This window comes from Planktothricoides raciborskii GIHE-MW2 (genome assembly GCF_040564635.1).
Classification (GTDB): Bacteria; Cyanobacteriota; Cyanobacteriia; order Cyanobacteriales; family Laspinemataceae; genus Planktothricoides; species Planktothricoides raciborskii.
Window position 1 is genome coordinate 6,736,249 of the sequence record NZ_CP159837.1, and the last position, 12,366, is coordinate 6,748,614.

The following is a 12,366-nucleotide window of genomic DNA, read 5'->3' on the forward strand; positions in this document are numbered from 1 at the left end:
TATGTTCACCTACTTAGAATAAATCTATTAAATCTTTAGCCGGAAATAACCATGACCGCAGGTGCTAGGGCGAATCAATCGGGTAATGTATTAGAAAATACTGTCGCTGCCGTGCTCGACGGTCATGGTTATGTCCCCATTTGTCCTAATCTGCCCAAAAAACAGCGATTAACTTGGTTGCTGAATAGCCATGAAAACCCCAAACGATATGCCCAGCAGGTTTATATCGGATTGGGCATTTATCACACGGATATTTTTGTGGATTTTTATCTGATTGATGCAGAGAAATACCCGAAAGGATTGATTATTGAATGTAAGTGGCAGCAAAGTGGCGGATCGGTGGATGAAAAGCTGCCTTATGTGAATTTAAATATTGAAAAATGTTATTCAGCCCCAGCCATAGTTTTGATTGATGGGGGCGGGATGAAACCAGGGGCGATCGCCTGGTTAAAAGAACAAGTTCCCTCCAACCCCAATCTCTTCGCGGTCTATGACCTGTCATCATTTATGGTTTGGGCGAATAATCATCTTTAATAGGGTGTAGGGTGTAGGGTGTAGGGTGTAGGGGAAGAGGATGCATAGGATGCATAGGATGCATAGGATGCATAGGATGCATAGGATGCATAGGAAAATTCTCTATTCTCTTTTCTCTATTCTCTTTTCTCTCTTCCCCCTACACCCTACACCCCGTTTCCCGTTCCCTTAAGCAACAACAAACATTAATAAGAAGTAATTAAAACTTCTGAGATTTTACCGCGTTTTTTGCCATGAGAATTAATCGCCCTAGATGCGGATATTTTATGAATTTTAAATTCAGCATAAATTTCTCTAATCAAGTCACAGTCAGAATTTGATAGCATTACTTTGACCCCGGTTTCTGCTAATTGTTTAAAGGTATCTCGCAGTTGAATTTGTTCTGGTTCATTGAAGGCATAACGACTATAAGCGGTGAAATTACTGGTGGTGCTGATGGGATGATAAGGTGGGTCAAAATAGACAAAATCATCGGCGATCGCTCTTGCCAAAACTGCCGTAAATGGGGCAACTTCCAGGGTAGCATTCTGCAATCTATCCGATACGGCTATTAATGCTTCGCGATCGCAGATTTTCGGATTTTTATAGCGACCCATTGGCACATTAAACTTTCCCTGAGAATTCACCCGATATAACCCATTAAAGCAAGTTTTATTCAGATAAATAAATCGAGCAGCGCGTTTCAAATTATCCCTCGGATGAGATTCGCGGATTTTATAATAATACTCATGGGAGCATTTTTCATGCTTTTCCTGATGATTTGACAACAGAGAAATTAACTCCTCTACATTATCCCGTACACAACAATAAGTATTAATCAATTCTTCATTAAGATCCGTTAAAACCGCTGGATGTGGTAATAAATGAAAAAACATCGCTCCTCCACCCAAAAAAGGCTCATAATAGGTGCCAAAAGTTTGGGGGATGTAGCGCTCATATTGGGGAATCAACTGTCTTTTACCCCCAGCCCATTTGAGAAAAGGACGGGCAGAAACGCGATCGGACGTGCGAGTAACCATGTATCCTAAGAAAAAGTAATTCAGGCATTGTGAATCATCAGAATAGCACGATCGCTTCCTGATTGCCGTAGCTAATTGTGGATATTTATAGTTGTTTAAATTAAAATTAATACAATTATCTAGGGCCGCAAGCATTGGCAGAAGCGCAAGCATTGCCAGGGGCGCAATCCTTGCGCCCCTACAATATATGTTGATTTGCTGTAGGGGCGCAATCCTTGCGCCCCTACATAATTGTACTAATCTTAATTGAAATAACTACATTTTTATGTTATTTGCGTCTTTTAGGGTGAAAAAAACAAATAAAAATATCAAAATTTTACTCGTTTTCCCAAACAATACCTTCATACAAAAGCTCAATGGGCAAATCTAATTTACAACAGGATAAATTCATCACATTCCCCGGCAGATAATGATAATAAAGCCACATTCTCCCTTCCCCGCGAGAGTAACCCTCAACGGAGACTTTTTCCGAATCAATTAAAAGATAATCTTGTAAACTGGTAATTGTCAAGTAATTGGTGAATTTTTCTCCCCGATCTCTGGCGCTGGTACTTTCAGAAAGCACTTCCGCAATCAGTTTAGGGTATTGAATAAATTCACGAGCACTTTGGTCTTGGGACGCACAACTAACCACCACATCAGGATAATAATAACGGCCTTGATCATTGACTTGTACTTTCACGTCGAACACATTTGCCCGACAACCCCGCGATCGCATATGAGGGGGCAACGCACTATATAAATTTAAGGCAATATCATTATGAGGAATTGTCCCTCCAGTCATCGCAAAGACTTCGCCATTAACATATTCATAGCGCTGGTATTGTTGGGTTTCCCACTGGAAATATTCCTCCACGGTCATTTTTGCCGGTTGTTGGGGAATAGCGATCATAATTCACTTCTCATAATAACTTCACTTTAATTATAGTTAATTATAGCATTTATCTGCTGTATTCTATGTCATTCCCGCATATAGCGCTGACGCGCATGCTTCGCTAACGCGGGAATGACAGGTTTTTTGTACTTCATCACTCTGACAAGTGCTATATAACCATAGACTGATTTATTTACGGTGATATCATATAAAAATAGTTGATTTTTTTCTACTCAACAATGACAAATAAATGGTAGAATACCTAGTAAATTTAAATATCGGAAATATCTGAAATATTGCACCAGTCGCCACAACCGGCGGGGATTAAAATCAATTCCTAACACATCAAGTCGGTTGAAACCGACTAAAATGCTTTTAATATCAGCTTCCTAGTCGGTTTTAACCGCCTGTAGGGGTCAACGGCCGTTGACCCCTACGGGGATTTTAATCCCCGCCGGATCGCGGGGATTTCAAAGGCTGGTTGAGCTATCTGTAGGGTGTTGTTCCGAGCAGTAACGCACCAATACCCCAGATATAGAGTCGTTGCCTAAATCCTATTGTAGAATTTATCCATATAATTTGCTAACTTAATAGATTAATAGCATTTATGTCACTTTTTATGAGAACATAGCTATGGATGGGTTTAGTCATTTGTATCCGGGAACTAACTGAAAAATCGAGTAAATCAACGCAAAATATAGGCTTTCATCCGGTAAGACTTGCTAAAAGCCCGGTTTCTATGGTCTGTTTGCCAGTCAGCAGTAAGAATAGCCTAGATACAGCTTTACTAATACTTTCTCTGCTCCTAATATTCCCTTGCATAAGCTCTCAAAGGCTTTATAAAAATGGCTATCTATCAACAACGATAACGAAAAATTTATTGCTCTGATAGATACCAGTAGTTTTGGGTTTACAGGAGGAATTGCATTTACTGATGACAGAATTATCTGGAACAATAAATCTATTAATATTAATTACCAGTATTTAGCCACATTTGTCAAGACAGAAAAACAATTAGGTGTTCTGTTTGCTGACAAAAAAAACAATAATAATTATCTCATTTGAGCCAGGTAATTGACATTTGATATGACGATAAGTACAAAAGTAATTTACGGAAGATCCAAAAATTAGTCAAGATTACCGATGCTCAACCGAAGTTAGGCGATTTGGTTTCCGATCAAATCAACAAAGGTCAATTGTCTAAGCTAAAAGATGCTCTAGTTGTTTTAACTAACAATCAGTCAATTCAGAAATTTCCCCAATTAAAGAATCTCCTGGAACTATGGTCTAATAATCCTGATTTAGTCCGTTTTTTCCCAGAAAAATTAGTGTCACAGCTATCTGATGAGCAATTTAAGCAGGACTTATTCAAGATGGCAGATTTAGTCAAAATGTTAAGCAATGAATCAGAGCAGGATAGTCTGACTAAATTACTGCGAGAACTGGGTCAACAATATTCCCCAGCTTAAGCATCCATTCATTTCCATATTTAACAACAGAGAAGACACAAAGGAAATCTCCCTTTGTGTCCTCTGTGTCTCTGTGGTAAATTTTCTCGGTAACTTTTCTCATAGTTTCCCGGTTCATACCTACCAAAAAAATAAGGAGCGATCGCCCATGTCCGCTCCCTAGTTTAGGAATCCATTAGTTTCGATATTTAACCACAAAGGACAAAGAGTAAAATCTTTCTTTGTGTCCGACAGAGTTCTGTGGTAAATAAATTTTATGCTGATTATTTTCCGACTGAGTGAGGCGAGATCGCCCTCATGCTTAATTACTGAATTACGCTCGGAAAAAATTAAGCGCCAGTTAGGAAAAAATTACTGGGATAAAGGGGTTTAATCAGTAGATAGGTGGTCATTTATCCTTTGCCTTTCACATGAATTATACCCCGCTTTTTAAATAATAATTTATCTTTTAAAATATCATAAGTTTCCTGGGTGACTTGAATCGATCCTGGGATGCCATGAGATTCCATACGACTGGCAATATTTACGGTATCTCCCCATAAATCGTAAGTAAACTTTTTTAAGCCAATGACTCCGGCAACCACAGGCCAACTATTGATGCCAATTCTAATGCTAAAGGGTTCGCCCGGCGCTAAATTGGTTAATTTCTTGCTGCATATCTAAAGCCATGAGCGCGATATCCTCCGGATGATCCGAGCGATGTACCGGCAGCCCCCCAACCACCATATAAGCATCGCCAATGGTTTTAATTTTCTCGATGCCATGTCTTTCTTTTTAAGGGGGGGAGCAATTTCAAGCCCCCCCTTTTTAAGCTTATCCTTACTCACATATTTCTGAACATAATTATGCTTGACATCCGCAGTTAGACCACCCGCTTGACACTTATCGCTGGCAGTGTGACATAATCGGCTTCCCCGTCAAACACCATGACTTTGGGAACTAAACTGACCCCCCGATTCATTGGGGGACTGGGGGGATGCGGAACCCCAGTGGCTTCTATAATCTGGCTGTCACCTGGTCAGAGAAAGGAGAGCATCGCAGGCAACTTTGACGCCATCTTCTGCCCTGGCTTCGTGACTTAATTGCGCCGCACGCGCTGCATAGCTGGGGTCAGACAAGAGCCGATGGATTTCGGCTGCCACAGTTGCCGCACTGTAGCGATCGCGTGAGAGCGTGCGCCCTACACCCAAACGCACAACGCGCTCGGCATTGTCGGGCTGGTCGTAGTTGTGGGGGACGACGAGCATGGGGCGACCCGATCGCAGGGCTTGCCCAGTGGTTCCTACGCCGCCGTGATGCACTATGGCGGCAGCGCGGGGAAAGATTTGGCCGTGGGGGGCGTACTCAAAGGCGGCTACCCCCTCTGGCAGCAGGTTGGGCGGGATGTGGCGCGCTCCCTCTCCCATAAGCAAGACGGCGCGGTAGCCAAGCTGTTGGGCGGCTGTAGCTCCTTCTGCATAAAAGTTCCCCGGCGTCCACACCACTGTCGAGCCGAGGGTGAACACAATTGGGGGCGGTCCGGAATTCAAAAAGTTCTCCAGTTCGGGAGGGAGCCGCTCATCTGTAAGGGAGGTGCCGGTGTTTAGCTCTGGGAAGGGAAAGCCCGTGACCAGCGTCTGGGGCGGCCAATCAGGTTGAGGAGCCGCCAGGGTGCGGGAAAACAAAGCTAGGAGCAAGTTGGGGGAGTGCTGGCTTTCAAACAGCGGGTCACCACTGGGCTTCATGCCGAGTTTGGCCCGCAGTTGCCGCACGGGAGCGCTCCACAAGCGTGCCTGCCAGCGGAAGTTGCGCAAGGCGGTATCTTTTGCCACGGCGGCGATCGCCCGTTCGTAAAAGGAGGCGGCAGCGGCAGCGGAAGGCAAATCGTAGGCGGACACCAACGAAGCCGGTGAGAGGACGCTCGACACCCAAGGAATGCCGGTTTTCTCGGCGACGAGGGCTGCCACAAAGGTGAGCGGGTGCGTCAGCAGCAGGTCTGCGCCTTCACAGGCGGCCATCAGGTCGCTGTAGCTAGCGTGCAGGTGCGGCATCAACAGGTAGCTAATCAGGTATTCCATACCCCTCTGGCTGTCGGAAAGCATTGTGAAAAACTCCCAGTCCTGTTGGAGTTTGGCGACACTCTCCGGTCTGACGGGATGGAATTCAACCCCCCTGGCTTCAATGTAGCGGCGGTGGCAGGAGCAGGTGGCGATCGTCGCTCGATGACCCCGCGCCTGCAATTCCTGCGCGATCATCATGTAGGGTAACAAGTCACCCAGGGAGCCAAATGTTGTCAATACAATGTGTTTGCCTTTACTGTTAAGGGTTTCGATTTCGGTGGTGGCATTTGCTTTGCCTGCGATTTGATTTTCCATCTCACCTCGCGCTCAATCAACCTTTCTTGGATTTCCACAATATTACCAGACTTCCCCCAGATATCTGCTCAATTTTTGGCGTTGCACATTCGTAGTATGCTAAGGATTAACATTAAAACAAAAAATGGCGATGATTTGTCCTGTATGCCAATCTACAAACATTAAGAAAAACGGCCATAAAAGAGGAAAACAAAATCATTATTGTAAATTGTAAGGATTGTGGGCGTCAATTTATTGATAGCTATTCTCCGAAAGGCTATCCAGATCATGTCAAGGAACATTGCCTTCATCTTTATGCTGAGGGAAATGGTCTTCGTCCCATAGAACGATTAACAGGTGTTTGTCATAACACAGTTATTAATTGGATAAAAGCCGCCGCATTAAGCTTGCCAGAACAACCCGATTATCAGGAAATTTCCGAAGTGACTCAAATAGATGAATTACAGACTTATATAGGTAAAAAAAATCAAATATGGCTGAGGAATGCGGTAAACAAAGGGTTGGCCGTAATTTTAGCTTATGTAATAGGCGATCGTTCGGCGGCAACATTTAAACCATTGTGGAAAATTATTAAAGGATGGCAATCATTTTTTGATGTGACATAATATGGTTATGTTGTTTATCCCCAATTTATTGACGAGACCGCTCATATTATTAGTAAAACATACATGAATCGTGTGGAAGGAGAAAATACAAGACTAAGACATTACAAGCGATCGGTTACATAGAAAAACCCTTTGTTATTCTAAATCTCTCTTAATGTTGCAACTATCAGTCAGATTAGTGATTTATTATTTAAGGCATAAAAATGTACCTATTCCATTGACTTACTCTGGAGAGCCATTGCCAACCCTGTCTCTATAGCATACCACCAGTGTGCAACGCCCAATTTTTAACTTTTGTCAATTCGTCGGGCAATAGCCCGTCCTGATTTTATCAATACCAGTAGGGGCTCGCCGGACATCTCTGCCACACAACGCCGGACGTAAATCAATCCGCATCAACGGCATTTTATTCAATTTTTGAGGGATTTTTTTATTGACAACCTGTTGAGATAGCGCTATATTTGCCATCGGTGACAAACCCTGCGGCCCGAATACAGCATCTCAGCAGGACATTCATATAAATGGTAGTAATCCCCGCACCGTGGAATACGCCAAGAGACAGAAGAGTTATAGGGACAGGCAAGATCTGGTCTATAAAATTTCTTGTGTGCCTCTGGACTAAGTTATCTTGAGTAAGAGCCAAAATATTTCAGGGTAGTAAACATCGCAAATTCTCAACTTAAAGTCTGGAATTGGGTGCAGGCAGAATGGGCAGGGATTTAGGTGTTGCCAATGACAGACCCGGTGCGTTGGGGATAGCCAAAAGTATGACCGAACCAGCCAAAAGCCGACAGGAAACTGGTCTCCAACTCCTGTTTGTGTTGTCGGGAGAGCTTCGGGAAAAATCCCAGGGCAAACAGACATAGCAGATAACTAACAACTGAAGGAAAACCAAAGCCTATGACAGCATTAGATGGCCAAATTCAAGTTCCCGGTACGTCGGAAGCTGGCATCGAATTTACCAACACCCAAACCACAGAAGTCGCTTACACATTTACTCCGAGCGGCAATTGGACGCCAAACGTCAACAATCCCAGTCTGTCAGGATGTACGGCTGCCGGTGTCAAAGGTTATCCTCCGGAAATTCAGCAAGGGATTCTGGATGTTGTCCCGGGCGGGCTGGGACAGTACATGAGATATGCTAACCATACCCCCTTTGCCCTGCTGGCAATCAATAAAGCAACGGGTGCTGTGGTGGGGGAAGTGTCGCAAGCCACAACCATTCCTGTCAAACCGGGTGAAACTTTAGTTTTTGTCCTCAATGATATGTGGGGGGGCTACTCGGATAACAGCGGTTCCATCACAGTCAACTGGTCGGGGGTGAGCGCCTCCGCTCTAAAAATTCAATCCGGCACCACCTACAACGGCGCCTATCAAGATAGCACTTGGAAGCTGCACGAAGAGCCAGTGGGAGAGCGGGTTTTCAACCGACCCGTACAATTTGAGTCCAAATTCACAAAACCTCCCAAGATTTTCCTGGATCTGAGCGGACTGGATGTGAATGAAAGCAAAAATACTCGCGTGCAAGTGACGGCTAAAAACATCACCGAATCCGGCTTCGATCTGGAATACAAAACCTGGTATGATACGATTCTTTACTCGGTCTGGACTAACTGGATGGCATTCGGAGAATAGACCGCAAAACATCATCGCTTTCTGCCGCCCCAAATGTATCGTTATAACCAGTTTTTGGTGATGATTGGGGCATATGTATGATTTTCACAAACCAAGAGGTATTAAACTATGAAGCTGCAATCCGGCAACACCTACAACGGCTCCTATCAAGATAATACTTGGAAGCTCAATCAAGGGCCTGTGGGAGAGCGAATTTTCACGCGGGCTGTGACCTTTGAGTCGAAATTCGCGCAGCCGCCCAAAGTTGTGATTGGACTGAGTGGGCTAGATGTGGATGGAACTAAGAATAATCGCGTGCAAGTGACGGCTAAGAATATAACGGAAAGCGGGTTTGTAGTGGAATACAAAACCTGGTATGATACGGTTCTGTATTCGGTCTGGACTAATTGGGTAGCTTACGGAGAGTAGGATACCTTTTCGCCAAGTAGAGCGATCGGCCAAGGTTCAAAATATTTGAGTAGCCAAATATTTTGAACTAGCCAGCCCAACGCCTACAGGAAACCTTTCTGCAACATCTGCTTTGGCCGTCGGGATGGCTTCGGGAAAAATCCCAGGGAAAGAAGAGAAAGACCGCCAGGGATTTTAATCCCTGGCGAATAGCGCAAGTCGGTTAAAACCGACTGTTATGAAGCATAAAAAATCGAATTTTCAGTCGGTTTCAACCGACTTTAGCTATGAGGCCGCCAACGTTTAAACCCCCGCCTTCTATTGGGCGGCGTTTACTTTAATTGGTGAAGCGAAATAAGGAGGATGGGGAGGATAGGGAGGATGGGGGAATGTTTGATGAATTGGGTATTATGTTTTGGTAATTTTTTGTCAGTGAAACCTTAACAGTTTACTGTTGACGGTTCACAGTAAACTGTTAAGGGTTCACTGTTAACAGTTTACGGTGAACCGTCAACAGTAAACAAAATCATTTTAATGATTATGATTCTGTTTTAGGCAGTTTGATATTTTTGGCTAGACCCACTGCACTAAGCAACTGAATTGTCATCCAGGTGATGTCAATTTCCCACCATTGCATACCATGACGGGCAGAGTATTGAAAAGCATGGTGATTGTTATGCCAACCTTCGCCGTAAGTGGTCAAAGCCACCCACCAGCAATTGGTGGATAAATCCCCAGCATCATAAGTTTGATAACCAAATTTATGGGTAGCGCTATTGACAAACCAAGTGCAGTGATAAACCAGCACTAAACGCACGAAAATTCCCCAAACCACAAAAGACCATCCGAGTCCTGGTGAATAAGCTTCTCCGACAAAATAGAGCAGCACACCCAAGACAATTTGGATTGGTAGCATATAGGATTGACAAAATTGATAAAAACGGTCATCCGCAATATCTTTGGTGAACCGAGGGATATCTTTTGAACCTGGATTTTTATAAAATAGCCAGCCGATATGACTCCACCAAAATCCTTTGTTGGCATCATGGGGATCGTTGGCTTGGTCTGAATATAAATGGTGCATCCGGTGCAGTCCTACCCAGTCAATGGGCCCGCCTTGACAGGTGAGGGTGCCGAATAAAACCAGAAAATACTCCAACCATTTGGGCGCTTCAAAACTGCGGTGAGTAATCAGGCGATGAAATCCTAGGGTAATGCCCAAACCGCCAGTCACCCAGTGCAGAAATAAAGCTAACCCGACCCCAGCCCAGCTAAAAGTACCAGGAATGAAAGCTAAAAGCACACCGGCATGAACGATGAGCATAAAGATGATGATCGGCCAGTTGTAAGCTAAAGGTTCTGGGGTAGTCTGTTTTTCTGGGTTTGTTGCAGGAGCAATTGTCATTAAATTAACCTTTCCACGAATAACTCGAAGATAATCAACCCGGAAAGACCTAGAGATTTCACCTCGGACTGTCACTATCTCGTGTACAATCCTTTTTGATCGTTTCCAAGGAAGAATTATCAACCGAAATGAATAGCTCCGAAAAGCTGCGAGAAGCAGAGAAAGAGCTCTTACCTATTTTCTCTAGAATTGATGCTCAGGTCAAGCAAAATCTCAAACGAGTGCTGGATGCTTTGCGGCGTCATCGTGTGGGAGTCCACCATTTTGCTAGTGTTTCCGGCTATGGCCATGATGATTTGGGCCGCGATACTTTGGACCAAGTGTTTGCTGAGGTGATGGGGGCTGAAGCGGCAGCAGTCCGCGTCCAGTTTGTGTCCGGTACTCATGCGATCGCCTCTGCTTTGTTTGGGGTATTGCGTCCTGGGGATGAAATGCTGGCGGTAGCTGGTGCCCCCTACGATACTTTAGAGGAAGTGATTGGTTTGCGGGAACAAGGGCAAGGTTCCCTGATGGAATTTGGGATTCAATATCGACAACTGGAGTTAACAGATACGGGAGAAATTGACTGGGAAGGGTTAAAAACCGCCGTCCGGTCAAATACTCGGTTGGTGTTGATTCAACGGTCTTGCGGTTATTCTTGGCGGAGTTCTTTGTCGATCGCCGATATTGAAAAAATTGTCCAAATTGTCAAAGCCCAAAATTCCCAGACTATTTGTTTTGTGGATAACTGCTATGGAGAATTTATTGAAGACCGGGAACCGCCCGCAGTGGGGGCGGATTTAATTGCCGGTTCTTTGATTAAAAATCCCGGTGGAACAATTGTCACGGCTGGGGGCTATGTGGCAGGACGGGCTGATTTAGTCGAAGCGGCGGCTTGTCGGTTAACGGCGCCGGGAATTGGCAGTAGTGGGGGGGCAACTTTGGATCAAAATCGGCTATTATTTCAAGGCTTATTTTTAGCCCCCCAAATGGTAGGAGAAGCCATGAAGGGTACTCATTTAACTGCTTATGTGTTTGACCAGTTAGGCTATCCGGTAAAACCCGATCCTTTTGCCCCTCGGCGTGATGTGATTCAGGCGATTAAATTAGGTTCTCCAGATAAGTTAATTGCCTTTTGTCGGGCGATTCAAAAGTATTCGCCGATTGGTTCTTATTTAGATCCAATTCCCGCCCCCATGCCCGGATATGAGAGTGAGTTGGTGATGGCTGGAGGGACGTTTATTGATGGCAGTACGTCGGAGTTTTCTGCGGATGGGCCATTGCGTGAACCTTATGTGGTGTTTTGCCAAGGGGGCACTCATTGGACTCACGTCGCGATCGCTTTAGAAGCGGCGATTTCGGCGATCGGTTTTGCGTAACCAAAGCTAGAAACCGGGTTTCTTGTTCTCATTCAACAACAGAAACCCGGTTTTTTTTCTGAGGATAGGTTATTGAATTATTTAGAAAAGGTTAGTTCTTTAACCCCAGTAAAATCAGTGACAAATCCTCCGTGAAGTTCGCCCAAGTATCCTAAAGCGGCGGCAAATGCTTCGGCATTTTGGTGGCGATCGATCTGCGCGGATCTAGGATTACCGAAATCGTCCTCATAAACTAAAGTGATCGCCCCTTCTGCTTTCCATTCCAAGGCACGAATTTTATCTTTATTAATTTGAATTAAATCGTCCCCATTCTTGACTAATATTGAATCCAAAATCAGCTTAGGGGCGTCGGAAGCGATCGCAATTTCTCCCCATTCTCCGATCAGGTGATATGTGCCATCATCAGCCAGAAAAAATTCATCAATATTGCCCCAATCAATGCTACCATCTGGATTGGGAATAGGATTCATCGGATTAGGAATTAAATGATAGCGTTGCGATCGGGGAAATTGGATTTTCATCCGTCGATAACAATAGACTTCCCCTGGTAATGGCTGACTATATAACGGATGCTTTTCCGTAATCACCGCTTCAATAAAGATTTCTACCGTGGCTTTTTTCGCCTCACAACCGAGAACATAGCTATCTTCTAAATAAATATTTTCAAATCCCGGAAACTGCCAATAATTTAAGTGTTGCATGGTTAAATATCCCAATTAATCGGAG

The 12,366-nt window shown here is 44.4% G+C and carries 10 protein-coding genes and 2 pseudogenes; 6 read left to right on the forward strand and 6 right to left on the reverse strand.

Features of this window, described 5'->3' with window-relative positions; all coding sequences use genetic code 11:
• The first annotated feature begins 51 nt into the window (after positions 1 to 51).
• Positions 52 to 534 carry a PD-(D/E)XK nuclease superfamily protein gene (locus ABWT76_RS28720; RefSeq protein WP_054466594.1) on the forward strand — a complete coding sequence of 161 codons (483 nt, stop codon included), beginning with the start codon at positions 52 to 54 and terminating at the stop codon, positions 532 to 534.
• Positions 535 to 719: 185 nt separating this feature from the next.
• On the opposite strand, the gene ABWT76_RS28725 is transcribed toward ABWT76_RS28720, so the two are convergent.
• Together ABWT76_RS28725 and ABWT76_RS28730 are read right to left on the reverse strand one after the other, a co-directional pair.
• A complete protein-coding gene (locus ABWT76_RS28725; protein ID WP_354635338.1) occupies positions 720 to 1,553 on the reverse strand; it encodes a DNA adenine methylase in 834 nt (277 codons plus the stop codon).
• A 316-nt stretch (positions 1,554 to 1,869) separates the two neighbouring features.
• Positions 1,870 to 2,445 carry a Uma2 family endonuclease gene (locus ABWT76_RS28730; RefSeq protein ID WP_354635339.1) on the reverse strand — a complete coding sequence of 192 codons (576 nt, stop codon included), beginning with the start codon at positions 2,443 to 2,445 and terminating at the stop codon, positions 1,870 to 1,872.
• 1,148 nt (positions 2,446 to 3,593) lie between these two features.
• Here ABWT76_RS28730 and ABWT76_RS28735 point away from each other — a divergent pair.
• Positions 3,594 to 3,896 carry a hypothetical protein gene (locus tag ABWT76_RS28735; protein ID WP_054466591.1) on the forward strand — a complete coding sequence of 101 codons (303 nt, stop codon included), beginning with the start codon at positions 3,594 to 3,596 and terminating at the stop codon, positions 3,894 to 3,896.
• Between the two features lie 392 nt (positions 3,897 to 4,288).
• On the opposite strand, the pseudogene ABWT76_RS28740 reads toward ABWT76_RS28735, so the two are convergent.
• Both ABWT76_RS28740 and ABWT76_RS28745 read right to left on the reverse strand, forming a co-directional pair.
• Positions 4,289 to 4,667 (reverse strand): annotated as a pseudogene (locus tag ABWT76_RS28740) (adenylate/guanylate cyclase domain-containing protein); the annotation flags it as partial.
• Between the two features lie 239 nt (positions 4,668 to 4,906).
• The gene (locus ABWT76_RS28745) at positions 4,907 to 6,250 is read right to left on the reverse strand and encodes a glycosyltransferase (protein ID WP_354635340.1); all 1,344 of its coding nucleotides are present in this window, start codon (positions 6,248 to 6,250) and stop codon (positions 4,907 to 4,909) included.
• Between the two features lie 130 nt (positions 6,251 to 6,380).
• Between ABWT76_RS28745 and ABWT76_RS28750 the strand changes: the two are divergent.
• From ABWT76_RS28750 to ABWT76_RS28760, 3 genes and pseudogenes are all read left to right on the forward strand, one after another.
• Positions 6,381 to 7,114: pseudogene (locus ABWT76_RS28750) on the forward strand (IS1 family transposase).
• A 641-nt stretch (positions 7,115 to 7,755) separates the two neighbouring features.
• On the forward strand, positions 7,756 to 8,490 hold the full coding sequence (locus tag ABWT76_RS28755; protein WP_054466588.1) for an H-type lectin domain-containing protein: 735 nt from the start codon (positions 7,756 to 7,758) through the stop codon (positions 8,488 to 8,490).
• A 108-nt stretch (positions 8,491 to 8,598) separates the two neighbouring features.
• On the forward strand, positions 8,599 to 8,898 hold the full coding sequence (locus ABWT76_RS28760; protein ID WP_054466587.1) for an H-type lectin domain-containing protein: 300 nt from the start codon (positions 8,599 to 8,601) through the stop codon (positions 8,896 to 8,898).
• Between the two features lie 517 nt (positions 8,899 to 9,415).
• Here the strand turns inward: ABWT76_RS28760 and ABWT76_RS28765 are convergent.
• A complete protein-coding gene (locus ABWT76_RS28765; RefSeq protein WP_354635341.1) occupies positions 9,416 to 10,282 on the reverse strand; it encodes an acyl-CoA desaturase in 867 nt (288 codons plus the stop codon).
• Positions 10,283 to 10,410: 128 nt separating this feature from the next.
• Here ABWT76_RS28765 and ABWT76_RS28770 point away from each other — a divergent pair, with 128 nt between their 5' ends.
• Positions 10,411 to 11,640, forward strand: coding sequence for a methionine gamma-lyase family protein (locus tag ABWT76_RS28770; RefSeq protein ID WP_354635342.1), 1,230 nt, complete (start codon positions 10,411 to 10,413; stop codon positions 11,638 to 11,640).
• Positions 11,641 to 11,717: 77 nt separating this feature from the next.
• On the opposite strand, the gene ABWT76_RS28775 is transcribed toward ABWT76_RS28770, so the two are convergent.
• Positions 11,718 to 12,341 carry a hypothetical protein gene (locus ABWT76_RS28775; RefSeq protein ID WP_354635343.1) on the reverse strand — a complete coding sequence of 208 codons (624 nt, stop codon included), beginning with the start codon at positions 12,339 to 12,341 and terminating at the stop codon, positions 11,718 to 11,720.
• Between the last annotated feature and the right edge of the window lie 25 nt (positions 12,342 to 12,366).